22 protein-coding genes and 2 tRNA genes are annotated in these 23,476 nt (G+C 68.0%); 7 read left to right on the top strand and 17 right to left on the bottom strand.

The window, feature by feature from the left end; genetic code table 11:
* Positions 1–15: 15 nt before the first annotated feature.
* Positions 16–2,064 carry a TonB-dependent receptor plug domain-containing protein gene (locus tag ACU5AP_RS13775; RefSeq protein ID WP_128720645.1) on the top strand — a complete coding sequence of 683 codons (2,049 nt, stop codon included), beginning with the start codon at positions 16–18 and terminating at the stop codon, positions 2,062–2,064.
* A 170-nt stretch (positions 2,065–2,234) separates the two neighbouring features.
* Here ACU5AP_RS13775 and ACU5AP_RS13770 read toward each other — a convergent pair whose 3' ends face one another.
* Complete coding sequence (locus tag ACU5AP_RS13770; RefSeq protein WP_003165988.1) at positions 2,235–4,085, bottom strand: peptide MFS transporter; 1,851 nt, start codon at positions 4,083–4,085, stop codon at positions 2,235–2,237.
* 331 nt (positions 4,086–4,416) lie between these two features.
* Here ACU5AP_RS13770 and ACU5AP_RS13765 point away from each other — a divergent pair, with 331 nt between their 5' ends.
* Positions 4,417–5,580: an N-acetyltransferase gene (locus ACU5AP_RS13765; protein WP_128720646.1), complete on the top strand. Its 1,164-nt coding sequence runs from the start codon at positions 4,417–4,419 to the stop codon at positions 5,578–5,580.
* Between the two features lie 24 nt (positions 5,581–5,604).
* Here the strand turns inward: ACU5AP_RS13765 and mscL are convergent, their stop codons facing one another.
* The 5 genes from mscL to aroA all read right to left on the bottom strand — a co-directional run bounded on the left by mscL (position 5,605) and on the right by aroA (position 10,451).
* On the bottom strand, positions 5,605–6,012 hold the full coding sequence (gene mscL / locus ACU5AP_RS13760; protein ID WP_003165991.1) for a large-conductance mechanosensitive channel protein MscL: 408 nt from the start codon (positions 6,010–6,012) through the stop codon (positions 5,605–5,607).
* A 26-nt stretch (positions 6,013–6,038) separates the two neighbouring features.
* Positions 6,039–6,329, bottom strand: coding sequence for an integration host factor subunit beta (locus ACU5AP_RS13755; RefSeq protein WP_003165992.1), 291 nt, complete (start codon positions 6,327–6,329; stop codon positions 6,039–6,041).
* A gap of 262 nt (positions 6,330–6,591) precedes the next feature.
* Positions 6,592–8,289 carry a 30S ribosomal protein S1 gene (gene rpsA / locus ACU5AP_RS13750; RefSeq protein ID WP_003165993.1) on the bottom strand — a complete coding sequence of 566 codons (1,698 nt, stop codon included), beginning with the start codon at positions 8,287–8,289 and terminating at the stop codon, positions 6,592–6,594.
* A 186-nt stretch (positions 8,290–8,475) separates the two neighbouring features.
* Positions 8,476–9,120, bottom strand: coding sequence for a (d)CMP kinase (gene cmk / locus ACU5AP_RS13745; RefSeq protein WP_128115137.1), 645 nt, complete (start codon positions 9,118–9,120; stop codon positions 8,476–8,478).
* On the bottom strand, positions 9,117–10,451 hold the full coding sequence (gene aroA / locus ACU5AP_RS13740) for a 3-phosphoshikimate 1-carboxyvinyltransferase (RefSeq protein WP_258317124.1): 1,335 nt from the start codon (positions 10,449–10,451) through the stop codon (positions 9,117–9,119). The genes cmk and aroA overlap by 4 nt, the downstream gene beginning before the upstream one ends.
* 133 nt (positions 10,452–10,584) lie before the next feature.
* Between aroA and ACU5AP_RS13735 the strand changes: the two genes are divergently transcribed.
* The 3 genes from ACU5AP_RS13735 (at position 10,585) to ACU5AP_RS13725 (ending at position 11,420) form a co-directional block, all read left to right on the top strand.
* Positions 10,585–11,046 (top strand): TIGR02300 family protein, encoded by a 462-nt coding sequence (locus ACU5AP_RS13735; protein WP_128720647.1) that lies wholly within the window; start codon positions 10,585–10,587, stop codon positions 11,044–11,046.
* Positions 11,047–11,177: 131 nt separating this feature from the next.
* Positions 11,178–11,253: transfer RNA gene (locus tag ACU5AP_RS13730), tRNA-Ala, on the top strand.
* A 91-nt stretch (positions 11,254–11,344) separates the two neighbouring features.
* Positions 11,345–11,420: transfer RNA gene (locus ACU5AP_RS13725), tRNA-Ala, on the top strand.
* 47 nt (positions 11,421–11,467) lie between these two features.
* Here the strand turns inward: ACU5AP_RS13725 and ACU5AP_RS13720 are convergent.
* Both ACU5AP_RS13720 and trhO read right to left on the bottom strand, forming a co-directional pair.
* Positions 11,468–13,084 carry an acyl-CoA dehydrogenase family protein gene (locus tag ACU5AP_RS13720; protein WP_446681375.1) on the bottom strand — a complete coding sequence of 539 codons (1,617 nt, stop codon included), beginning with the start codon at positions 13,082–13,084 and terminating at the stop codon, positions 11,468–11,470.
* 51 nt (positions 13,085–13,135) lie between these two features.
* Positions 13,136–14,074: an oxygen-dependent tRNA uridine(34) hydroxylase TrhO gene (trhO, locus tag ACU5AP_RS13715; RefSeq protein WP_088410373.1), complete on the bottom strand. Its 939-nt coding sequence runs from the start codon at positions 14,072–14,074 to the stop codon at positions 13,136–13,138.
* Between the two features lie 188 nt (positions 14,075–14,262).
* Here trhO and ACU5AP_RS13710 point away from each other — a divergent pair, with 188 nt between their 5' ends.
* Positions 14,263–15,954 (top strand): MFS transporter, encoded by a 1,692-nt coding sequence (locus ACU5AP_RS13710; RefSeq protein WP_181409308.1) that lies wholly within the window; start codon positions 14,263–14,265, stop codon positions 15,952–15,954.
* 153 nt (positions 15,955–16,107) lie between these two features.
* On the top strand, positions 16,108–17,388 hold the full coding sequence (locus ACU5AP_RS13705; protein ID WP_332839811.1) for a D-amino acid dehydrogenase: 1,281 nt from the start codon (positions 16,108–16,110) through the stop codon (positions 17,386–17,388).
* A 31-nt stretch (positions 17,389–17,419) separates the two neighbouring features.
* On the opposite strand, the gene ACU5AP_RS13700 is transcribed toward ACU5AP_RS13705, so the two are convergent.
* The 9 genes from ACU5AP_RS13700 to ACU5AP_RS13660 form a co-directional block, all read right to left on the bottom strand.
* The gene (locus tag ACU5AP_RS13700) at positions 17,420–17,872 is read right to left on the bottom strand and encodes a chemotaxis protein CheE (protein WP_446681374.1); all 453 of its coding nucleotides are present in this window, start codon (positions 17,870–17,872) and stop codon (positions 17,420–17,422) included.
* On the bottom strand, positions 17,869–18,456 hold the full coding sequence (locus ACU5AP_RS13695) for a response regulator (protein WP_003166006.1): 588 nt from the start codon (positions 18,454–18,456) through the stop codon (positions 17,869–17,871). The genes ACU5AP_RS13700 and ACU5AP_RS13695 overlap by 4 nt, the downstream gene beginning before the upstream one ends.
* A gap of 3 nt (positions 18,457–18,459) precedes the next feature.
* Positions 18,460–18,834: a hypothetical protein gene (locus ACU5AP_RS13690; RefSeq protein WP_003166007.1), complete on the bottom strand. Its 375-nt coding sequence runs from the start codon at positions 18,832–18,834 to the stop codon at positions 18,460–18,462.
* 1 nt (position 18,835) lies between these two features.
* Positions 18,836–19,381, bottom strand: a complete 546-nt coding sequence (locus tag ACU5AP_RS13685) for a chemotaxis protein CheD (RefSeq protein WP_003166008.1) — start codon at positions 19,379–19,381, stop codon at positions 18,836–18,838.
* Positions 19,378–19,767: a response regulator gene (locus ACU5AP_RS13680; protein ID WP_003166009.1), complete on the bottom strand. Its 390-nt coding sequence runs from the start codon at positions 19,765–19,767 to the stop codon at positions 19,378–19,380. The genes ACU5AP_RS13685 and ACU5AP_RS13680 overlap by 4 nt, the downstream gene beginning before the upstream one ends.
* 8 nt (positions 19,768–19,775) lie before the next feature.
* Positions 19,776–20,813, bottom strand: coding sequence for a protein-glutamate methylesterase/protein-glutamine glutaminase (locus tag ACU5AP_RS13675; protein ID WP_046652163.1), 1,038 nt, complete (start codon positions 20,811–20,813; stop codon positions 19,776–19,778).
* Entirely contained in the window at positions 20,810–21,676 is an 867-nt protein-coding gene (locus ACU5AP_RS13670) for a CheR family methyltransferase (protein ID WP_003166011.1), read from the bottom strand. Before ACU5AP_RS13670 ends, ACU5AP_RS13675 begins: the two co-directional genes overlap by 4 nt.
* Entirely contained in the window at positions 21,673–22,134 is a 462-nt protein-coding gene (locus ACU5AP_RS13665) for a chemotaxis protein CheW (protein ID WP_373863225.1), read from the bottom strand. The genes ACU5AP_RS13670 and ACU5AP_RS13665 overlap by 4 nt, the downstream gene beginning before the upstream one ends.
* Before the next feature lie 28 nt (positions 22,135–22,162).
* Positions 22,163–23,476: chemotaxis protein CheA (locus ACU5AP_RS13660; protein ID WP_446681373.1), on the bottom strand; the 1,314-nt coding region annotated here is incomplete at its 5' end.

Raw genomic sequence — 23,476 nt, 5'->3', positions numbered from 1 at the left:
AGGGAGAGGGACGTCATGAACACCAAGAGCGCCTTGCTGGCGACCACCGCCCTATTGCTGGCCGCCGCGCCGACTACCGCGCTCGCCGCCGATGCGCCCGCCGCGCCCGTGCGCCAGTCGGCCGCGCCCGGCGATCAGGCGGTGCTGATCTTCACCCCCGACTTCTTCGCCGACGCCCGCCCGAACACGGCGCTGGACATGGTCAACCGTGTGCCCGGCTTCTCGGTCAACGACGGCGACGGCGCGCGCGGCTTTGAAGGCGCGGTCGGCAACGTCCTGATCAACGGCTCGCGCCCCGCATCGAAGAACGACACCGGCTCCAACGTCCTGGGCCGCACCGTGGCCAGCCAGGTCGAGCGCATCGAGCTGATCCGCGGCGGGGCGCCGGGCATCGAGATGCAGGGCTATTCCGTCGTCGCCAACATCATCCTGAAGAACACGACCAGCCGCGAACACATCGCCACCTTCAACGCCAGCCTGTTCGAGGGCGGCCAGGATCTGTACGGCGGCTCCTATCAGTTCACCGAGCGCAAGGGCGACCGCACCTGGGGCGTGACGCTGAGCGACGGCATCTCCAGCAGCGACTCCAACGGCGCCGGGCCGTTGCGCCGGGTCGGCCCGAACGGAGAGCTGCTGCGCGCCGAGGATTACTACAACGACGGCTACGGCGGCGGGAACTCGATCCGCGGCAACTTCTCAAGCCCCCTGCTGGGCGGCAAGGTCGACCTGACGGCGCGCTACGGGATCAACGACTGGCACAACATCAACCGCCAGACGGCGCCGGGCGTCCGCCGCGAAGCCCTGTTCGACGAGGACACCAAGAGCGGCGAGGTCGGCGTGGTCTACACCCGCCCTCTGTCCGAGCGACTGAAGCTGGAGACGCGCTTCATTCACGAGTTCGAGGAGTTCGACAACGTCGCCACGTCGCGCAACCGCGAAGCCGACATCGAGGAGCCGATCCAGCGTTTCGCCGCAACCGGCGATTCATCCGAAACCATCCTGCGCGGCCTGCTGCGCTTCGAGCGGTCCGCCGCCCTGGAGTTCGAAGGCGGGGGCGAGATCGCCTACAACATGCTGGAGGTCGAGCAGGCCTATTCGGTCGGCGGAACGCCCATTCCCCTGCCCTCGGCCTCGGTCAAGGTCGAGGAGACGCGCGGCGAATTGTTCGGCAAGGCCACCTGGCGCATCAATCCCAAATGGACGCTGGAAGGCGGCCTGAGACTGGAATCCTCGACCATCAGCCAGTCGGGCGACGCCGAGCAGGAGAAGAGCTTCGTCTACGCCAAGCCGCGCCTGCTGACGACCTGGACGCCGACGGCCGGCGCCCAGGTCCGCCTGCGGATCGAGCGCACGGTCGGCCAGTTGGACTTCGGCGACTTCGCCGCCTCGGCCGAGCTCCAGAACGAAAGCGTCTTCGGCGGCAACGTCGATCTGCAGCCGGAACAGCGCTGGGTCAGCGAACTGACCTTCGAGAAACGCTTCTGGGGCGAAGGCATCGTCAGCGTCGGCCTGCGCCATGACGAGATCACCGACGCCATCGACGTCATCCCTCTGGACGGCGGTTATGCGGCCGTGGGCAACATCGGCGACGGCACGCTGGACCAGCTGGTGCTGAACGTCACCGTCCCGACCGACAAGCTGGGCCTGTCCGGAGGCAAGTTCGGCTTCAAGAACACCTGGAACCATACTGAGGTCACCGACCCCACCACCGGCGAGACTCGCCCCATCTCGGGCATACGCGCCAGCCAGGCGACCATCTCCTTCCAGCAGGACGTCACCCGTTTGAAGCTGCAGTGGGGCGGCGCCTGGATTCCGCTGCTGGGCCAGAAGAACTATCGGCCGGACCAGATCTCCGGCTGGCGCGGCCACGACTATTACGAGCTGTGGGCTGAATACAAGCCGACGCCGACCCTGGCGATCCGCGGCCAGATCAACATCTGGGATGACTTCAACGTCGAGCGCACCGAGTTCGGGGACCGCATCGCCCGACCGATCGCCTTCGTCGAGAACCGCTTCGTCGACCCGCGGACCTTCTACCAGATCCGCCTGCGCAAGACCTTCTGAGCCATAAGAAGAGAACCCTCCGGTCGTCGTCTCGTCCCCCCAACGCGAGCCGACGCCAGGCGGGCGATCCCGGACCAACTGAAAAGGGCGGCGCCTCCTGCGAGACGCCGCCCTTTCCTTGCGTGTCAGCCGGCCCGACGCGAACGCCGGACCAGCCGCGCCGAGTGCGCTTACTGCGCCGCCTTTTCGTGCGACCAGCCCTTGATGAAGAAGCTGAGGACGATGAAGCCGACGCCAATGCCCATGCCCCACAGGCCCAGCATCTCGAACACCTCGAGCGAGGTGCGCAGCGCCGCGCCGGGATCCAGCACCTGGCCGCCCACGGTTTCGGTGCCGGCCAGGCCGGCGATCCAGCCGCCGACGTACTGGGCGATGGACGAGGCCAGGAACCACACGGCCATCATGAAGCTGACCACCTTGGCCAGCGACAGCTTGGTGATCTCCGACAGGCCCACCGGCGACAGGAACAGCTCGCCCAGGGTGTGGAACATGTAGAGCAGACCCAGCAGCAGGATCGGCATCTGGAAGGCCGAGTCGGCCATGCCCGCGCCCCACACCACGATCATGAAGCCCAGGCCGACCTGCAGCAGGCCGAGACCGAACTTCAGCGTCGGATTCGGGTCCAGGTTGCGCTTGCCCAGGAAGGCCCACAGGGCCGCCATGATCGGCGCGAAGATCAGGATGAAGCCGGCGTTGAACGACTGGGTCTGTGCCGCCGTCACCGTGGCGTCGATCCAGAAGCCCGACGGAGTGATGCCCGCCGCAGCCAGTTGCGAAGGGGTGCCGATGGTGACGCCCAGGAACTGCACCGCCGTCGGCGTCAGGCTGAGGTCGACGTTCCGGTCAGCGAACAGGTTCAGCGACGTACCCGCCTGTTCGAACAGGGTGAAGAAAACCACCGAGCCGATGATCAGCACCACCGCCAGCATCATGCGCTCGCGCTGGATGCGGTTCTCGCAGACCTTGATGATGATGTAGGCGATGAAGGCCAGCGACGCGAGGGTCGCGGCGCCCAGCACCCAGCCCACCAGGGCGTTGCGCTGAACCATGAACCACACCACGCCGACGCCCAGGATGCTGAGCAGATAGATCGACCATTCGCGGTTCAGCGGCCCCAGGAAAGGCTTCTTGAGATTGCCCTCGGCCGGCGGCTCGCCCTTGCCCTGCAGCAGCGGCTTGCCCAGGACGAAGACGACCCAGCCCAGCGCCATGCCGACGCCGGCCAAGCCGAAGCCCGCCCACCAGCCGACCGTCTGACCCAGGTAGCCGCACAGCACCGCGGCCCAGAAGGCCCCCAGGTTGATGCCGTAATAATAGAGGGTGAAGCCCGAATCCCGGCGCGGATCACCCTCGGGATACAACTGCCCCACGATGGTGGAGATGTTCGGCTTCAGATAGCCCACGCCCATGATGATCAGAGCCACGGCCAGGTAGAAGACGTTGATGCCCGCCATATCGCGGGTGACGTCGATCTTGTATTCGCCGGTCGGCAGCACGGCCGGAATCGGCGCGCCTTGCGGCAGATCCTTGATCGCCAGGCCGTTCTCGACCGGGGCGAAGGCGTACTTCTGACCGTCGATCACGATGCCCACGTCGCGCGCGGCGCCCCGGCCCTCGGCCGAAATCTCATAGGCCGCGCCCTGATAGGTCAGGGTTTCGGTGGCCGGGCGGCCCTCGAAGGCCATCATGGCGTGACCGGCGACCAGCAACAGGGCGCCGAAGGCCACGGCCTTGCGCGTGCCGATGAAGCGGTCGGCCATCATGCCGCCCAGCAGCGGCAACAGATACACCAGCGAGGTGTAGGAGCCGTAGGTCGAACCCGCCAAGGCGTCGTCGAACAGGAAGTGCTGCGTCAGGAAGAAGATCAGGATGCCGCGCATCCCGTAGTAGGAGAAACGCTCCCACATCTCCGCGAAGAACAGGATGATCAGCCCGCGCGGGTGGTTCTTCAGGATCTGCATCAGCACGGGCACGCCCGTGACCAGGGTGATGATCAGACCGATCGCGATGACGATATTCATGCCTGGGCCCCCGCGCAGATCATGATCGACATCGTTTCATTCATAGCCATCGCCTGGGCTGCGCCCCCTCGAGTGCCGGGCCGGCGCGCCGATCGCGCGCCCCCTCCGTCCGTCGTTCTCAACGGCAAGCTCCATCTCTTGCGCCCCCGACGGGCGCGGAAGCGTGCAGAAACAGCACGGTCACGGATTGCAAACAAGCGTTAACGGCGAAATCCGGCCGCCAGGTCGTCGCAGCCGAGGCGTTTCTTCGCCCTATGCGTGTCATTAGCCGAATTGACACTCTTTTACGGCCAGGTAGGCGTCTTGTGTTCCGCCTTTGGAGACGCGCAGGATGTCCATCCGCCCGGTTCGCCACTCGGACCTACACGCCGTGAACGCCTTGTACCACAGCGTATGGTGGCCTCAGCGCTCAGCCGAGGGATGGGCCTGGCTATGGTCAAACCCCGCGGCTGCGGGCCGAAACGCGCCCCAGGGTTGGGTCATCGACAACGGCGACGGCCCGGTCGCCTGCGCCGGCAATTTCATCCAACGCTTCTGGCAGGGCGACGAAGCCCTGTACGGAGCGACCGGCTACTCCATCGTCGTGCCGCCCACGCACAAGGGCCGCAGCCGCGACCTGGTTCGCGCGTTCGTGCAGCAGACGGGCTGCTTCGCCAAATACACGTTTAACGCGAACGCACGCTCAAGTCCTCTGTACAAGCGTCACGGCATGACGCCCTGGCCGCCGCCGACGCACGACATCAAGCTGTCCTGGCTGGTTGATCCTCTGGCCTGCCTTTACGGGCGCAGCCTGCGTCGCGTCGTCGATCATGCTCCCCAGGTGGCGCGTCTGCTAGGCGAGCAGTTGACACCCCTCCCTCGCCTGCTCAGCGGACGACTGCAGCGCGCCCAGTCTCGCCTGCCCGCCACGGTCGACCTGCTCGACGACCTGGGCGACAATTCGGATTACGCTCGGTTCTGGGACGCCTTGCGACGCGAAGGGCGACTGGTCGCCGACCGCAGCCCCGCGATGATGCGCTGGCGCCTGTCTGACCCGGATCTGACGGTGCCTCCGCTGGTCCTGGCGCATCGCGCGGATGGGCGGATCGACGGCTTCGCCCTGGCCATGCTGAACAAGCAGACGCCGCTAGAGCCGCCGATTCTGGAGATCATCGACCTGGTCAGTCTCGAGAGCGAGCCGTCGGCCGTACAGACCCTGGTGGAAGGATTACGCATCCTGGCTCCGACGCTGGGCGCGGCCAAGGTGCGTCTGCAAACGGTCTCGCCTAACTTGCTTCAGGCCCTAGGTCCGCTCGTCGACAAGGCCCGCCAGGAAGGCGGCTGGGGCCACTGTCATGTCGCCTTCGATACAGGGATGCAGGACGCAGGCTGGCGGCCCACCCCCTATGACGGCGACTATTCCTTCTGTTTGCGGCCGCTGCCCGCGCGGGCCAGCGCCGCTCTGCGGCTGACGCCGGCGCCCGCGCACCGCTCAGCGGTGGAAGCGAGGGCCTGAGACGACCCTCGCTGCGACATCCCCTTAGGGGCGCGCCTTCAGCTCATCGCGGATTTCGGCCAGCAGGGCTTCGGTCGGCGTCGGGCCGGCTGCAGGCTCGGCCGGCTGCTCGCGGCGCATCTTGTTAATGGCCTTAACCGCCAGGAAGACCACGAAGGCCACGATCAGGAACTGAATCAGGGTGTTGATGAAGGCGCCGTACTGAATGGCCACCTTTTCGACCGCCTCGGTCGCCGGGTTCTCCGGCACCAGCACCCATTCCATCTTGGAGAAGTCGACCTTGCCCAGCAGCAGGCCGATCGGCGGCATCACCACCTGATCGACCAGGCTGGTGACGATCTTGCCGAACGAAGCGCCGATGATGACGCCGACCGCCAGATCGACGACGTTGCCGCGCGCGGCGAATTCCCGAAACTCGGTCAGCAGGCTCATGGGATCTTCAGTCTTTCGATTAGAGGTCAGGCGTCGCCGGAAGCGTTGAGACGCTCGCGCAGTTCCTTGCCGCTCTTGAAAAAGGGCACGGCCTTGGCCGGGACTTCGACCGTCTCGCCGGTGCGGGGATTGCGCCCCGTCCGCGCCGGGCGGCTACGCACCGAGAAGGCGCCGAAACCGCGAAGCTCGACCCGTCCGCCGTCCGACAGGGTCTCTGTCATACGGCCCAGGATCACGTTCACGACCCGCTCCACCTCAGCATGGGTGAGATGCAGGTTCTCAGCCGCCAGTTTCTCGATCAGTTCAGACTTGATCATTCAGGCCCCCGCCTTGGCTTCACCGTCCGGGACGACACCCTAACCGTCTGTCGCCACAGGAAGAAAGAGACAAAACGTATCGTCGTGAAGGTTTCTTGCTTTCGAGGCGGACAGGTTTCGCCGCGCAAGGGGCTCTCGCAGGGAGAAAAAGCCGACAGACGCTGCGATCGATTCCCAGAAGATCGCGCCGATGCGACGCGCAAAAGAAAAAGGGCGGCCGGATCGCTCCGGCCGCCCCTGGCTTCCCGTCAGACGGAGAAACCTATTCCTTCGACGCGTTCTTGAGCGCGGCGCCCAGGATGTCGCCCAGCGAAGCGCCCGAGTCCGACGACCCGAACTGTTCGATGGCTTCCTGTTCGTCCTTCATCTCCAGAGCCTTGATCGAGACCGAGACGCGGCGCGTGGCCTTGTCGACGGCGGTGATCATGGCGTCGACGCGGTCGCCCACGGCGAAGCGCTCGGTGCGCTGCTCGTTGCGGTCGCGCGACAGGTCCGACTTGCGGACGAAGGCCGTGACCGGCGCGTCGTCTTCACCGAATTTCACCTCGATGCCGCCGGTCTCGATCGCCGTCACGGTGACGGTGATCTGCTGGCCGCGCTTGTAGGTGTCGCCTTCCATCGGGTCGCCGCCGAGCTGCTTGACGCCCAGGGAGACGCGCTCCTTCTCGATGTCGACGTCCAGAACCTTGGCCTTGATGACCTCGCCCTTGCGGTAGCGCTGGATGGCTTCTTCGCCCGACACGTTCCAGTCCAGGTCCGACAGGTGGACCATGCCGTCGATGTCGTTGTCCAGGCCGACGAACAGGCCGAACTCGGTGGCGTTCTTGACTTCGCCTTCGACGGTCGAACCGACCGGGTGAGCCTCCAGGAAGGCCTCCCACGGGTTGTTCTGAGCCTGCTTCAGGCCCAGCGAGATGCGGCGCTTGGCGCTGTCGACGTCCAGGACGATGACGTCCACTTCCTGCGAGGTGGAGACGATCTTGCCCGGGTGGACGTTCTTCTTGGTCCAGGACATTTCCGACACGTGGACCAGGCCTTCAACGCCGGCTTCCAGCTCAACAAACGCGCCGTAGTCGGTGATGTTGGTGACGCGGCCGGTGTACTTGGCGTTGACCGGGTATTTGGCTTCGACGCCGTCCCACGGATCCGACTGCAGCTGCTTCATGCCGAGCGAGATACGCTGGGTGTCCGGGTTGATCTTGACGATCTGGACCTTGACGGTGTCGCCGACGGCCAGGACTTGCGACGGGTGCGACACGCGCTTCCACGACATGTCCGTGACGTGCAGCAGGCCGTCGATGCCGCCCAGGTCGACGAACGCGCCGTAGTCGGTGATGTTCTTGACGACGCCTTCGCGGATTTCGCCTTCTTGCAGCTGGCCGACCAGCTCCGTGCGCTGTTCAGCGCGGGCTTCTTCCAGGATGGCGCGACGCGAGACGACGATGTTGCCGCGCGGACGGTCCATCTTCAGGATGGCGAAGGGCTGCTCCTTGCCCATCAGCGGGCCGACGTCGCGCACCGGGCGGATGTCGACTTGCGAGCCGGGCAGGAAGGCCGAGGCGCCGCCCAGGTCGACGGTGAAGCCGCCCTTGACGCGGCCGACGATGGCGCCGTTGACCGGGTGGCCTTCGGCGAACACGGCTTCCAGACGAGTCCAGGCTTCTTCGCGGCGAGCCTTGTCGCGGCTGATGACGGCCTCGCCCAGGGCGTTCTCGACGCGCTCCAGATAGACTTCGACGTTGTCGCCGACCTTGGGCAGGACGGCGCCTTCGCCCTGGCCGAACTCGCGCATGGCGATGCGGCCTTCGGTCTTCAGACCGACGTCGATGATGACGATGTCTTTTTCAATGCCGACGACGCGGCCGTGAACGACCTGGCCTTCGCCGAGGTCGCGGCCTTGCAGCTGTTCGTCGAGCAGGGCGGCGAAATCGTCGCGGGTGGGGTTGAGGGTTTCAGTCATGGAAACTCTTGGGGTTGATGAAAGGCGAAACGCACACGGCCGAGCGGACATGCGCGAATGGGTGAAAACAAAGAGGAAGTCAGGTCGTCACGAAACGAGGCCGGGCGCGCAGCAATGCGCACGAAGAGAAAGCCAGAACGCCCGCGGCCGTCGAGGAGATCGGAGCGTTGGATTCGCCCGGCGGGATCAGATCCCGGCCCTGGCTCGCGCCGCCTCGACGATACGGCGGGCCGCATCGAAGGCGGCCTCTATACCCAGATCGGTCGTATCCAGCAAGACGGCGTCGTCCGCCTGGACCATGGGGGCGTCGTCGCGACCGGCGTCGCGGGCGTCGCGGCGGCGGATATCCTCCAGCATGTCCTCGAAGGCGATGACCTCGCCGCGCGCAGTCAGCTGCTTCCAGCGGCGCTCGGCGCGCACCTCGGGGCTGGCGGCGATATAGAGCTTGGCCGGAGCGTCCGGCGCGATCACCGTGCCGATGTCGCGCCCATCCAGCACGGCCCCACCCGCTTGGGCGGCGAAGTCCTGCTGCAGCTTCAGCAGGGCCGCGCGCACCCCCGGATGGCTGGCGACCCGGCTGGCCGCCTCGCCCGCCCCGCGATCAGTCAGGCGTGGATTGTCGTTCAGGCTCGCCAGATCCAGCGCCCGCGCGGCCTGCGCCGCCGCCTCGGCGTCGCCCAGATCCTCGCCCGCATCCAGCACCGCCAGCCCCACGGCGCGATACAGCAGGCCCGTGTCCAGATACGGCAGGCCGTAATGGGCGGCCAGGCGCGCGGCGATGGTGCCCTTGCCCGAGGCGGCGGGGCCGTCGACGGCGATGACGAGACTCATGCTGCATCTCCCGCGACGATGTTCCCGCCCAGCCCGTTCATCATCTCCACGAAACCGGGGAAGCTGGTGGCAATCATCTCGGGATCGCGGACCGAGACGGGCTGTTCGGCCGCCAGACCCAGCACCAGATGGCTCATGGCGATGCGGTGGTCGTGGGCGGTGTCGACGGTCGCGCCGCCCCGCACCGGACCGAGCGCGCCGGTAACGATGAAGCCCTCCGGCTCCTCTTCGACCTGAACGCCGCAGGCCGACAGACCTGCGACCATCAGGGCGATGCGGTCGCTTTCCTTGACGCGCATCTCGCCGACGCCGCGCATGACGGTGCGCCCCTCGGCGAAGGCGGCGGTGGCGGCCAGGATCGGATATTCATCGATCATGGAGGCCGCGCGGTCTTCGGGAACCACGATCCCCTTCAGCGCCGAATGACGGGCGGTGACGTCGCCGACCTCTTCACCCCCGGCCATGCGGCGATTGGCGATGGTCAGGTCCGCGCCCATGTCCAGCCAGGTCTGGAACAGGCCGGTGCGCAGCGGGTTCAGCATCACCCCCTCGACCGTCACTTCCGACCCCGGAACCACCAGGGCCGCCGCCAGAGGGAAGGCCGCCGAGGACGGATCGCCCGGCACGGCGACGTGGGTTCCCTTCAGCCTCTGTCCGCCCGGCAGACGGATGCGCCAGCCGGCGCCTTCTTCCGTCACCTCAAGCTCGGCGCCGAAGGCGCGCAGCATCCGCTCGGTGTGGTCCCGGCTCTTTTCCGGTTCGACCACGACGGTCTCGCCCGTGGCGTTCAGCCCGGCCAGCAGGATGGCCGACTTGATCTGGGCCGAGGCGACGCTCTGCACGAAGGTCACGCCCTTCAGCCCGCCCCCGTGCAGGGTCAGCGGCACCCGGTCCTCGGCCGCGTTCCAGTCGAAACGCGCGCCCATCTCGGCCAGCGGCCCAGTGACGCGCTTCATCGGCCGCTTGCGCAAGGAGGCGTCGCCGTCGAAGGTCGCCGTCAGCTCATAGCCCGCGACCGCCCCCATCAGCAGGCGCACCCCGGTCCCGGCGTTGCCGCAGTCGATGACGCCGTCAGGCGAGCGCAACGGCCCGCGCCCTTCGACCCGCCAGCGCCCCTCGCCGATCCGCTCGACCGAAGCGCCCAGCGCCTGCATCGCGCGGCCGGTGGCCAGGATGTCGTCGCCTTCCAGCAGCCCCTCGATCTCGGTCACGCCCTCGGCCATGCCGCCGAAGATCAGAGCCCGATGCGACATCGACTTGTCGCCCGGCGCGCGGACCACGCCTCTCAGCCCGGAAACGCGGGACGCGGTGAAGGTCTGGGGAGTGCTCACCCTGGTGCAGGCTCCGAATGTCAGGAGGGCCGCGCAGGCGCGGAAAAGAAGGCTTTTGACAGCGGCCCCCGCCGGTGGCAAGGGAGCCGCCCTATTTCCGATTTTCCCTTAAACCCGCCGAAGGTCTAATCACGTGGCCAATCCCGAACTGGGCCAAAAGCAGGTCTGCCCGAACTGCCAGGCCAAATTCTACGATCTGAACCGTCGCCCGGCTCGCTGCCCCAAGTGCGACACCGAGTTCGATCCGATGGAAGAAGCCGTCCGCAGCCGTCGCGTGCGTCGCGGCGCCGGCTACGCCGCTGACGAAGAATCCGAAGATCAAGTCGCCGACAAGTCGGTCGACGGCGACGAGGACGAAGAGGACGCCGAAGGCTCCACCCCCGAAATCGACCAGGAAGGCCATGAGCCGATCCTGACCCCGGACGACGACGACGGCGAGCCGGGCGGCGACGACGCCGGCATGGGTTCGTCCGACGGCGACGATGACGACGACGTCCTGGGCGACGACGACGACGATTCCGTGCCCTTCATCGAAGACGAAGACGACGATGACCTCGACGAAGAGCTGGCCAAGCCGTCGCGCGACGACGACTAAGCAGCAAGGTTCGGAAAAATAAGCGGAAAAAAATGTGTCAGACCCGCTTGATCTTCAAAACGGCCTGACCTAGTTTCCGCGCCTCGCCGGGGGGCGACATTCTCTCCCCGGCGGGACCGACCGAAAGGTTCGGGGCTATAGCTCAGTTGGTAGAGCGCTTGAATGGCATTCAAGAGGTCAGCGGTTCGACTCCGCTTAGCTCCACCATCGAAGGCCTCGCGGAACGCCGCGGGGCCTTCGTCCTTTCCAGGCGCTTTCGCTTGATCCGGTCGACGACATAACCAAGCCGAAACGGCCTGGGGCTATAGCTCAGTTGGTAGAGCGCTTGAATGGCATTCAAGAGGTCAGCGGTTCGACTCCGCTTAGCTCCACCACCGAAGGCCTCGCGGAGCCCCCGCGAGGCCTTCGTCCTATCTGGGCTTCACAGCGGCATGGCCCGCTCCAGCACCGCCCGGTGATCCGCCTCGACCTCATAGGCCCCGTAGGCCATGCCGCGCGGACGCAGGCGAAGGGCGATGAAGGCCTCGGCCGAGGGACTGTCCATCTCCAGCAGGGCCGCCGCCTGGGCCGCCAGCGCCAGACGTTCGACCGCCAGACGCGCCCCCGCCTCGCTCGCCGTCACGTCCAATCCGGCGATGAAGCGGTCATAGTCGGGGGACTTCCCGGCCTGCGACGCCAGCCAGTCGCGCAGGGCCTCGACGGCCTCCGGCTCGCGCCCCGCCGCGCGCAGCACGTCCAGGGCGATGACATTGCCCGAGCCTTCCCAGATGGCGTTCAGCGGCGACTGGCGGAACAGGCGCGGCATCGGTCCCGTCTCGACATAGCCCGCGCCGCCCAGCGCCTCCATCGCTTCATAGACCAGGTTCGGCGCGCGCTTGCAGACCCAGTATTTGGCCACCGGCGTCAACAGACGCCCCACGGCGTCATCTGCGTCGAAGGTGGCCGCCAGCCGCATCGACAGGGCCGTCGCCGCCTCGCTCTCCACCGCCAGATCGGTCAGGACGGCGGCCATCATCGGTTGATCGATCAGCCGCTTCTGGAAGGCGGTGCGGTGCGCCGCGTGCCACGCCGCCTGGGCCAGCGCCCCGCGCATCTGCAGCGCCGAGCCGACCACGCAGTCCAGCCGCGTGTGCTGGACCATGCGGATGATGGTCGCCACGCCCCGCCCCTCTTCGCCCAGCCTTTGCGCCAGCGCGCCGTGATACTCGACCTCGGACGAAGCGTTGGAACGGTCGCCCATCTTGTCCTTCAGCCGCATGACGCGGAAGCCCGTATTGCGCGTCCCGTCCGGCAGCCAGCGCGGCAGGATGAAACAGGTCAGCCCGCCCGGCGCATAGGCCAACGTCAGAAAGGCGTCGCACATCGGCGCCGAACAGAACCACTTGTGCCCGGTCAGGGAATACCAGCCGTCCTCGCCGATCGGCTCGGCGCGTGTGGTGTTGGCGCGCACGTCCGAGCCGCCCTGCTTCTCGGTCATGGCCATGCCGATCGTCACGCCCGCCTTCTCGCTCGCCGGACGCACCGCAGGGTCATAACGGCCGGACAGCACGCCCCCGATCCACGGTTCGCCCACGGCCGGATCGGCCTGAAGCGCCGCGACCGAGGCGTAGGTCATGGTCATGGGACAGCTGGTGCCCGAATCCGCCTGCCCCGTCAGGAACAGGATCGCAGCGTGCAGCAGATGCCCGTTCGGCGTCCCGTCCCAGGCGCCGGCGGCGACGCCTGCGCCCAGCCCCAGGTCCATCAGCTGATGATAGGCCGGATGAAACGTCACCTCGTCGATGCGGCGGCCGTAGCGGTCGTGTGTGTCCAGCACCGGCGGGACGCGATTGGCCTGCACGCCCCAGTCGATCACCTCGGCCGAGCCGCAGCGGCGGCCCAGATCGCTCAGCCGTTCGACATGCCCCGCCCCGCCCCAATGGCGCACGGCGTCGTGCAGAGCCCTGTCCCCGGAGAACAGGTCGACGTCCTCCAGCGGCGGAACCTGATTGGACACCTCATGGGTGTCGAGACGCTCGACGGGACGCAAGGCGGACATGGGCGGGCCTCCTGACAGGGGCAGGAGGATGGCACGGGCGGAGAGAGACTTCTAACCCTTCTGCGCCGCCCCCACGTGCGCCACGCCCCTGGCGCGGGCGATCTCCATCTGCTTCTGCCGCTCGGCGTAGCCTTCGCGCTGGACCTGATCCCGGCTGTCCCAGCAGCGGTCGCAGGACACGCCCTCGACATAGCGCGCAGAGCGACGCCCCTCAGGGCTGACCGGCATCCGGCATCCCCGGCACAACGTATGTTCGCCCTCGACGAGCCCGTGCCCCACGGCCACCCGCTCGTCGAAGACGAAGCACTCGCCGCGCCACAGGCTTTCCGGCTCGGGCACCGTCTCCAGATATTTCAGGATGCCGCCTTCCAGGTGATGCACGTCGCGCACACCCTCGGCCTTCAGGAAGGCGGTGGCCTTTTCACAGCGAATGCCGCCGGTGCAGTACATGGCGACCTTGGGCGGGGTCGGCCGGTCCAGCAGTGCGCGCCCCTCAGTGCGGAACCAGTCGGCGAACTCGCGGAAGGTGCGGGTGTTGGGCTGGACGGCGCCTTCGAAGGCGCCGATCTCGCCCTCATAGTCGTTGCGCGTGTCGATGAGAACGGTGTCGGGATCGGCGATCAGGGCGTTCCAGTCCTGAGGCGAAACATAGGCTCCCACGCCCTCGACCGGGTCGATGTCGGGCTGGCCCATGGTGACGATCTCGGCCTTCACCCGCACCTTCATGCGGTGGAAGGGCATGGCCTGGGCCGTCGAATACTTCAGCTCCAGCCGCTGGAACCCCGGCAGGGCGCGCACGCCGTCGATAACGCGAGCGATGTCGGCTTCCGGCCCGGCGATGGTGCCGTTGATCCCCTCATGCGCCACCAGAAGCGTGCCGCGCACCTGCGTCCCGCACAGGTCCAGCAGGTGCAGGCGCAGCGCCGCCGGGTCGGCCACGGGCGCGAAACGATACAGGGCGGCGACGGTGAAGGGGGTCGAGGGCGACATCGGGGGAACGGCTGGGACGGTCACGACCTTCCTATAGCGTCCCGCCGCCGCCCTCGCGACGCCAATAATCCGGAACCCAGAGTGACCGCTTCCCGGCTTGCTTCCCCCGTCGAAGCCGTGTGGACTGCCCGCATGGTCGTCGTCGGTTCCCGCTTGCTCCGTATCGTCCATGCGAGGAGCCGCCCCGCATGAGTTCGACCGACGCCGCCGCCGCTTCTGGGCCGCCGTCCGTCCCGCCGGAGCGCCCCTCGGCCCTGGCGCCGCTGCGGCATCCGATCTTCCGGGCGGTGTGGATCACCAGCCTGGTCACCAATTTCGGCGGCCTGATCCAGTCGGTCGGCGCCGCGTGGATGATGACCTCCATCGCCTCGGCGCAGATGGTCGCCCTGGTGCAGGCGTCGATCACCTTGCCGATCATGCTGCTGTCGCTGGCGGCCGGGGCGCTGGCCGACACGGTGGACCGGCGCAAGATCATGCTGGCGGCCCAGACCTTCATGCTGCTGGTCTCGGCGGGGCTGGCCGCCATGACCTGGATGGGCTGGATCACGCCCTGGGTGCTGCTGACCTTCACCTTCCTGATCGGCTGCGGCACGGCCTTCAACGGCCCGGCGTGGCAGGCGTCGGTCGGCGACATGGTCCCGCGTGAGGATCTGGCCGGGGCCGTGACCCTGAACTCCATGGGCTTCAACATGGCCCGCAGCGTCGGCCCGGCGCTGGGCGGCATGATCGTTGCGGCGGCGGGCGCGGCGGCGGCCTTCGCCGTCAACGCCGTCAGCTATCTGGGCCTGCTGGTCGTGCTGTTCCGCTGGAAGCCCGAGCGGCCCAAGCAGACCCTGCCGCGCGAGGGCCTGCTGGCGGCCATGGCGGGCGGGGTGCGTTACGCCTTCCTGTCGCCGCGCGTGACGGCCGTGCTGCTGCGCGCCGTGGTGTTCGGCGTCGGCGCCAGCGCGGTCCAGGCCCTGATGCCCGTCGTCGCGCGCGAAGGCGGCGGGGGCCCCCTGGCGTTCGGTCTGCTGCTGGGGTCGTTCGGCATCGGCGCGGTCGGCGGGGCGCTGTTCGTCGGGCGTCTGCGCGCGAAATACGAGACCGAGACCATCGTCCGCGTCGCCGCCCTGGCCTTCGCGGCGGCGGCCCTGGGCCTGGCCTACATCCCCTGGCTGGCCGTCACCCTGCCGGCGCTGATGCTGGCGGGGGCGGGCTGGGTGCTGGTGCTGTCCAGCTTCAACGTCACCGTGCAGATGTCGGTGCCGCGCTGGGTCGTGGCGCGGGCGCTGGCGCTGTATCAGATGGCGGCCTTCGGCGGCATGGCGGGCGGCAGCTGGCTGTGGGGCAGCCTGGCCCAGACCTATGGCGTCGACGTCGCCCTGGGCGTTTCGGCGGGGGTGCTGGTTCTGTGCGTGCTGATCGGCCTGCGCGTGCCCCTGCCCTCGACCGCCAACCTCAACATGGACCTGCTGCGCCGCTGGACCGAACCGCAGACCGCCCTGGCGATCGAACCGCGCAGCGGGCCGGTCATCGTCTCCATCGCCTATCGCATCCGCGAGGAGGACATCGACGCCTTCCTGGCCCTGATGGACGAACGGCGCCGCATCCGCCGCCGCGACGGCGCGCGCCAGTGGCGCCTGATGCGCGACCTGGCCGAACCGCAGATCTGGGTCGAGAAATACCAGACGCCGACCTGGCTGGACTACATCCGGCACAACCAGCGGATCACCCACGCGGACGCCGCCGTCAACGAAGGCATCCGCGCCCTGCATCAGGGGCCGGACAAGCCCGAGGTGCATCGCCTGATCGAGCGGACCACCGCCCCCCTGGCCGCCAATCTGCACGGCGACCGCCACTACGGCGAGCCGCTGACCGACCCGACCCGATCCTCCTAGATCAAGCTTGTCGCGCCTGCCCGATATAGCGAGCAAATAATCAACCGTGATCGGCCGAACACAGGCAGTCCTTATCAACACCGCCGATATTGCGACGCACACAAACTGCGACTTGCGTGAAGGGCGCAAAATCTGGTCTAGGGGGCCACGCGTCTGGTTCGCGCAAGGTCAAGACCCATGAAGATCGCAATTCTCGGCGCCGGCGTCATCGGCGTGACCACCGCCCACTACCTGGCCCGCCAGGGTCATGAGGTGACCGTCATCGACCGCCAGACCGGCCCGGCGCTGGAGACCAGCTTCGCCAATGCGGGCGAGATCTCGCCCGGTTATTCCTCGCCCTGGGCCGCGCCCGGCATTCCGGCCAAGGCGGTCAAGTGGCTGTTCATGCGCCACGCCCCTCTGATCCTGCACCCCCAGATCAACGCCCCGACCGTGCGCTGGCTGCTGGCCCTGCTGCGCAACTGCACCTCCAGCCGCTATGCCCTGAACAAGGCGCGCATGGTGCGCCTGGCCGACTACAGCCAGGTGGTGCAGACCGAGCTGAACGACGAACTGGGCCTTGAGTACGATCACCGCACCCAGGGCACGCTGCAGCTGTTCCGCACGCAAAAGCAGCTGGACGGCATCTACAAGGACACCGAAGTCCTGCGCGAAGGCGGCGTCCCGTTCGAAGTGCTGGACCAGGACGGCTGCATCCGAGCCGAGCCGGGGTTGAAGGCCACGCGCGACCTGTTCGTCGGCGGCCTGCGCCTGCCGCGCGACGAGACGGGCGACTGCTTCAAATTCACCAACGCCCTGGCCGATCATGCGACGGCCGCTCAGGGCGTGACCTTCCAGTACGGCACGACCATCCAGGGCCTGATCGCCGAAGGCGGCCGCATCACCGGCGTCAAGACCGACAAGGGCGTGGTCACGGCCGACGCCTATGTGCTGGCGCTGGGGTCGTACTCGCCGCAGATGGTCAAGCCGTTGGGCATGACCCTGCCGGTCTATCCGGTGAAGGGCTATTCGATCACGGCCCCGATCATCGACGAGCCCGCCGCCCCCGTCTCGACCATCATGGACGAGAGCTACAAGGTGGCGATCACCCGTCTGGGCGACCGCATCCGCGTCGGCGGCATGGCCGAGATCTCGGGCTACAACAACGTCCTGCCGGAACAGCGCCGCAACACGCTGGAGCATTCGGTCGGCTCGCTGTTCCCCGGCGCGGGCGATCTGAAGGCGGCCAGCTACTGGTCCGGCCTGCGCCCGATGACGCCCGACGGCACCCCGGTCATCGGCAAGACCAGGCTGGACAACCTGTTCCTGAACACCGGCCACGGCACCCTGGGCTGGACCATGGCCTGCGGCTCGGCCCGCGTCATCGCCGACATCATCGACGGCCGCACCCCGGAGATCGAGTCCGCCGACCTGGGCATCGCCCGCTACAGCTGATCCGACCCTTCTCCCCTTGCGGGAGAAGGAATTAGGCGCGCGTCTTCACCGCTACGGCCTTCAGTCCCGCCAACAGATGATCGGTAGCCGCATTGCGTTCGCAACCGGCCTTGAGGATCAGCCGCAACGCCTGAACGTGCACCTGGACCGGCGGCCAGTCCCAGGCGTCGGCCGTCGCCATGCGATCCGACACGTCGGCCAGACTGTAGCCGGCGTCGAACAGCGGGCCAGTGTCGAAGAAACCCGCCAGATCCAGAATGCGCGACGCCAGTCGATAGACCTCGGCGGCCGACGCCTCCGACCGTGCGGCGCACAGCCCTTCCAGCCCCGCGACGGCGGCTTCGATCTCGGCCATGACTTCGGCCTTGTGGCGGCCCAGGCGCTCATTGGCGCGGCGTTCAACATCCGCCAGGGCGCGACCGTCCGGCTGGGCCATCTGCTGCGCCAGAGACGTCCTGATCTTCTGCGTCCGAACCTCGCTCACAGCGACACCCTCTGCGGCTTCAACAGCATGTCGATGTCGGCCTGATCCATGTTTTCCTCAACGGCGTGGCCGACGTGGGCCGACAGGTCGCCCTTGCGTCGCCCGGCCATGCCGACCGGCGGCCCGAAGTTGCGCACCCGGCGATCGGGGCCGACGTAGGTCTCGCACTCGACGAACTCGCGCTCGTCGCCCGCTAGCCACAGGATGCGCTTCAGCAGCACCGCAGGCGTCAGGGGCTTGGCGACCACGAAGCTGACGCCGCAGTCGCGCCCTTCCTGAACCTTGGCCTGCGAGGCGTGGCCCGTCACCAGGATGACGGGAGTGTAGCGCAGGGGCGCAGGCGTTTCGCGCCGCAGCCAGCGGGTGAAGGCGTAGCCGTCCATCTCCGGGTCGCCGCAGTCGATGACGATCAGATCGACCGGGCGCTGTTGCAGGATCTTCACCGCCTCGACGGCCGAGGGGCATTTGATCTGCTCCTTGACGCCGAAGCCCTGGAAGATCGAGCCCAGCATGTCGAGCGCCTGCGGCGCGTCGTCCACCAGCAGGACCGTCGATTGCTCCAGATTGATGCGGTCCTCGGCCATGGTTCAGAACAGGTGCAGCACGCCCGCCGTCGCGACGGGTTCGGTGTCGTCAGCGTCTGCGATCGGGGCCGCGCCGGGCCGGGCGCGGTGCGCCGTCTCCTGCATCCGCTCGGCCATCTCGGCCAGGGGCAGGGCGGCCAAGGCGGTGTCCATCGGCTGATCGTCGGCCACGGCCTGGGCCAGGCCCGACAGGGCCTCGATGCGCTGGGACAGGACATCGAAACTCTGGCTGCGCGTCAGATAGCCCAGCCGCGCCTCGGCCGGCAGTTGGCGCAGCACTTCGGACACCAGGCCGCCCGCCGCCTCGATCTCAGCGCGGATGTCCGCCAGCTCCGCAGCCATGGCGGCCAACAGATCGCGGTTGTCGTTCTCGCCCATGTCAGAAGAGCTCCAGATCGCCGGTCGCGACGGACGGCGGCGGCGGCGTCGCGGGCGGCAGGATCGCGCCGTCCGTCACCACGCGCTGACGCGCCCGACCGCTGACCGGCCAATAGTGAATGCGGCGCCCGCCCGCGCCTCTCAGACTACGGCTGACGACGGGGATACCCTCGTCGGCCAGGAATTTCTCGGCGAAGTCGGCGTTGGCGGCGCCCACGTCGCTGAGGCTGTCGAACATGCGGCCGCCGCCGAACAGCTTGGCCTCCAGCCGGTCGCGACGCCCGCCCGCCTTCAGCACGTCGTTGATCAGCACTTCCATCAGATAGGCGCCGTAGCGGCGGCTGGCGTCCGTTCCCGAACCCGCCCCTTCGGGCAGCAGAAAGTGGTTCATGCCCCCCACCCCGGCCGCCGGATCACGCAGGCACAGGGCCACGCAGCTGCCCAGGACGGTCGTCAGCACGACGTCGGGATCGGACGACACGCAGTGATCGCCCTGCCCCACGTGCACGCGCCGCTCCACCGGCTCCTGAGCGGCCGCGCCGATCACGTCAGCGTGCCGAAGACCGCTTCCAGCTTCTCTTTCAGCTGGGCGGTGGTGAAGGGTTTGACCAGGTAGTTGTTCACGCCGAACTGCACGGCGCGCTGGACCAGTTCGCGATCGGCCCGGCCCGTCAGCATGATGAAGGCCGTCTTGGAGATCGGCGGGTGCGCCCGGATGGCCCGCAGCAGGCTGAGCCCGTCCAGGTTCGGCATGTTGAAGTCCGAGATCACCAGATGCACCGGCTGGACCAGCAGGGAGCGCAGGGCCGCCTCGCCGTCGGGCGCCTCCTCGATGTCGCGCACCCCGATCTGTTGCAGACTGGCGCGGACTAAGGAGCGCATCGTCAGCTGATCGTCGACGACAAGGGTGCGGATAGCGGAAGCGGCGGGCATGAACGTCCTTACGCAACAGACTGGGGCGCGCCCGAACGGGCGGCGCAGGATTCGAGAATGGCCGAAGCCATGCGGGACAACGGCAGCTGACGCTCGACGGCGCCCAGCTCAAAGGCGGCGCGGGGCATGCCGTAGACGACGCAGGACGCCTCGTCCTGGCCCAGGGTGCGGGCGCCGGCCTGACGCATGGCCAGCAGGCCCTTGGCCCCGTCCTTGCCCATGCCGGTCAGGATGACGCCCGTCATCGGCCGGCCCAGCTGGGCGACCGAGCCGAACAGCACGTCGACCGAGGGGCGGTGGCCGTTGACCGGATCGGCGGCGACCAGGCGGCAACGCCCGCCCGACACGGCCAGATGAGCCTCGCCGCCCGGCGCGATGTAGACATGGCCCGGCTTCAGCGGCGCGCCGTCCTCGGCCTCGCTGACCGTGGCGGCCGAGACCTTGTTCAGGCGGGCGGCGAAGCTCCTGGTGAAGCTGGCGGGCATGTGCTGGGTGACGACCGTCGCCGGGCAGTCCGCCGGGAAGGCCGACAGTATGGTCAGCAAGGCCTCGACCCCGCCCGTGGACGAGCCGATGGCCAGCACATGATTGGGGTCGGCGTGATAGACGCCCTCGTGTCCCCGAACCGCGCGATCCTCCAGCGGACGAACACGAGACCGCGCGGCGACCTTCACCTTCTCGGCCAGGTCGGCGAAGGCTTCGGCGGCGGGCACGCCGGGCGCTGGCTTGGCCACGGCGTCGACGGCGCCGACCTCCAGCGCAGCCAGGGTCACGTCGGTCCCCGCCTGGGTCAGGGTCGAGACCATGACCACCGGCATGGGCCGCAGCCGCATGATCTTCTCGAGGAACTCCAGCCCGTTCATGTTGGGCATCTCGACGTCCAGGGTGATGACGTCGGGGTTCAGCTCCTTGATCTTCGTGCGCGCCTCCAGGGGATCGGCGGCCGTGCCGACCACGTTGATCTCCGGATCGCGGCGCAGGACGGCGCTGATCAGGCTGCGCATGGTGGCGCTGTCGTCCACCACCAGGACCGAGACCGCGCTCATGCCCCCGCGCCCTTGACGTAGGTGGTCAGTCCGGCCGGCTGCAGCTGTTGCGCCGCCGGGCCCGTCACCCGCTCGGAATGGCCGATATAGAGGACGCCGCCGGGGTTCAGGATCGGCGTGAACCGGCCCCAGACCCGCTCCTGGGTCGCGTCGTCGAAATAGATGACCACGTTGCGGCAGAAGATGACGTCGAAGCGGCCGCGCATCGGCCAGTCGCCGATCAGGTTCAGCTCCTTGAACGCCACCAGACGGCGCAGCGTCGCATCGGCGCTGAACCGGCCCGGCGCGCCCGCGACCGGCGTGAAATGCTTGCGCGACGCGGCCGGGACCGGGGCCAGAAGATCGTCGGAATAGACGCCCGCCGCGCCCTCGGCGACCATGTTGGGGTCGATGTCGGTGGCCAGGATGCGCACGTCCAGTTCCGCCGCTTCCGGCAGGACGTCCAGCACCGTCATCGCCATCGAATAGGGCTCCTGCCCGTTCGAACAGGCGGCGGACCACAGGCGCACGCGCCCGCCCGCGCGCGCCTTGGCGGCCAGTTCCGGCATCACCTTGTCGCGCAGGTGATCGAAGTGGTGCGGCTCGCGGTAGAAGCGGGTGACGTTGGTGGTCAGGGCCGCCATCATCGCCTGGCGCTCGTCCACGCCCTCCACGCCGTCGATCAGGGCGCAGTAGTCGCGGAAGCTGCGCAGCCCCAGCACACGCAGCCGCTTGGCCAGACGCGAATAGACCAGCGCCGCCTTGCCTTCGCTGAGGGCGATGCCTGCGTGGGCGTGCAGGGTCTGGGCGATGTGGCGGAAATCCTCGGCCGTGAAGACGAACTCGCCTTCGACCAGGGCTTCGCGCCCGGCGACGGTCGTCATGCGGCTTCGGCCTCGCCTTCCGGCAGGACGTTGTTGAGGTCGATCAGGCTGATCATGCGGCCGCCCTCGACAGCGAAGATGCCCTTCACGAAGGACTTCACCTGTTCGCTGGCCACGTCCGGCGTCGGCTGGATGGCCGCGTCCGACAGCTGCACGATGTCCGACACCGCATCGACCAGCAGGCCGACCAGGCGCGAACCGACATGGGCCACCATGATGACGTGCCGTTCGGTCGGCTCGTTCGTGGCCAGGCCGAAGCGCGCGCCCAGGTCGATGATCGGCAGCACCACGCCGCGCAGGTTGATGACGCCCTTCATATAGGCGGGCGAGCGCGGCAGGGGCGTGGCGGGGGTCCAGCCGCGGATCTCGCGCACGCTCATGATGTCGACGCAGAATTCCTGCTCGCCGATGCGGAAGGCGATCAGTTCGCGGTCGGTCCCGGCGACATTGGGGGTCAGGGTCTGGTGTTCAGTCGGGGTCATGGTCTCAGCTCGCCATTTGCAGGTCGGAACGCGACGGGGTTCGGGAACGCTTGGCGGTCACAAGGGCGTCGATGTCGAGGATCAGGGCCACGCGGCCATCGCCCAGAATGGTGGCGGCGGCTACGCCCTCGACGTGGCGGTAATGGGTTTCCAGGCTCTTGATGACGACCTGGCGCTGGCCGTGGATGGCGTCGACCAGCAGGGCCGCGCGCTGGCGGCTTTCGGTCTCGACGATCATCACCACCCCGCCCTTCAGCTCGGTCGGGGCGTCGCGGAAGCCCATGACCAGGCCGACGTCCACCAGCGGCACGAAGGCCTCGCGGAAGCGCAAAACGGGATCGACGCCGCCGACGTAGTGGATGTCGCCCTCGTTGGGGGTCAGGCTCTCGACGATGGCGGCGAGCGGCGCGACCAGGGTCTGATCGGCGGCGCCGACCACCATGCCGTCCAGCACCGCCAGCGTCAGCGGCAGGCTGAGGGTGAAGGTCGAGCCCTTGCCCGGATTGGAGGTGATGGAGATGCGCCCGCCCAGCGACTGGATCGAGCGGCGCACCACGTCCATGCCGACGCCCCGGCCCGACAGGTCCGACACCTCGGTCGCGGTCGAGAAGCCCGGCAGGAAGATCAGGTTGTCGATCTCGTCGTCCGACAGCACCGCATCCTCGGCGATCAGGCCGCGCTCGACGGCGATGCCCTTCACGCGCGGGCGATTGATGCCCTTGCCGTCGTCGGAGATCTCGATGACGATCCGACCCGAGCGGTGCAGGGCCGCCAGCCGCACCGTCCCCTCTTCCGGCTTGCCCGCCGCCAGACGGTCCGCCGGGCTTTCCAGCCCGTGGTCGATGGCGTTGCGCAGCATGTGGGTGATCGGCTCGGCCAGGCGCTCGACCACGGTCTTGTCGACCTCGGTGTCCTCGCCGGACGTGACCAGCTTCACCTTCTTGCCGGTGGCCTCGGCCGCCTCGCGCACCAGGCGCGGCATCCGCTGGAACACCGACTTCACCGGCTGGGCGCGGATGGCCATGACGCTGTCCTGAATCTCGCGCGTCAGCAGTTCGAGGTCTTCCAGACCCAGGCCGATGTCGGACGAGCGGGCCAGGCCGCTTTCGGTCACGCGCTGGGCCAGCATGGCCTGCTGGATGACCAGTTCGCCGACCGCATTGATCAGGCGGTCCACCCGCTCCAGATCGACGCGGATGGTCACGGGCGCCGCAGCGGCGGGGGCCGTCGCCTGCACAGGCGCCGGAGCGGCCGGCGCGGACGCAGGCTTGACCGGAGACGGCGCGACCGGCGCGGCGGGCGGAGGGGTCACGGGCGC

This window comes from Brevundimonas sp. RM1 (genome assembly GCF_052907225.1).
The sequence above is the reverse complement of the archived record's forward strand: the minus strand, read 5'-3'. Positions and strand labels throughout refer to the sequence as shown.

Excerpts from the sequence above, each read along its gene's own strand:
- ACU5AP_RS13775 (WP_128720645.1), top strand. The coding sequence starts at position 16 with ATGAACACCAAGAGCGCCTTGCTGGCGACCACCGCCCTATTGCTGGCC.
- ACU5AP_RS13770 (WP_003165988.1), bottom strand. The coding sequence starts at position 4,085 with ATGAATATCGTCATCGCGATCGGTCTGATCATCACCCTGGTCACGGGC.
- ACU5AP_RS13765 (WP_128720646.1), top strand. The coding sequence starts at position 4,417 with ATGTCCATCCGCCCGGTTCGCCACTCGGACCTACACGCCGTGAACGCC.
- mscL (WP_003165991.1), bottom strand. The coding sequence starts at position 6,012 with ATGAGCCTGCTGACCGAGTTTCGGGAATTCGCCGCGCGCGGCAACGTC.
- ACU5AP_RS13755 (WP_003165992.1), bottom strand. The coding sequence starts at position 6,329 with ATGATCAAGTCTGAACTGATCGAGAAACTGGCGGCTGAGAACCTGCAT.
- rpsA (WP_003165993.1), bottom strand. The coding sequence starts at position 8,289 with ATGACTGAAACCCTCAACCCCACCCGCGACGATTTCGCCGCCCTGCTC.
- cmk (WP_128115137.1), bottom strand. The coding sequence starts at position 9,120 with ATGAGTCTCGTCATCGCCGTCGACGGCCCCGCCGCCTCGGGCAAGGGC.
- ACU5AP_RS13720 (WP_446681375.1), bottom strand. The coding sequence starts at position 13,084 with ATGTCCGCCTTGCGTCCCGTCGAGCGTCTCGACACCCATGAGGTGTCC.
- trhO (WP_088410373.1), bottom strand. The coding sequence starts at position 14,074 with ATGTCGCCCTCGACCCCCTTCACCGTCGCCGCCCTGTATCGTTTCGCG.
- ACU5AP_RS13710 (WP_181409308.1), top strand. The coding sequence starts at position 14,263 with ATGAGTTCGACCGACGCCGCCGCCGCTTCTGGGCCGCCGTCCGTCCCG.
- ACU5AP_RS13695 (WP_003166006.1), bottom strand. The coding sequence starts at position 18,456 with ATGGCCGAGGACCGCATCAATCTGGAGCAATCGACGGTCCTGCTGGTG.
- ACU5AP_RS13690 (WP_003166007.1), bottom strand. The coding sequence starts at position 18,834 with ATGGGCGAGAACGACAACCGCGATCTGTTGGCCGCCATGGCTGCGGAG.
- ACU5AP_RS13680 (WP_003166009.1), bottom strand. The coding sequence starts at position 19,767 with ATGCCCGCCGCTTCCGCTATCCGCACCCTTGTCGTCGACGATCAGCTG.
- ACU5AP_RS13675 (WP_046652163.1), bottom strand. The coding sequence starts at position 20,813 with ATGAGCGCGGTCTCGGTCCTGGTGGTGGACGACAGCGCCACCATGCGC.
- ACU5AP_RS13670 (WP_003166011.1), bottom strand. The coding sequence starts at position 21,676 with ATGACGACCGTCGCCGGGCGCGAAGCCCTGGTCGAAGGCGAGTTCGTC.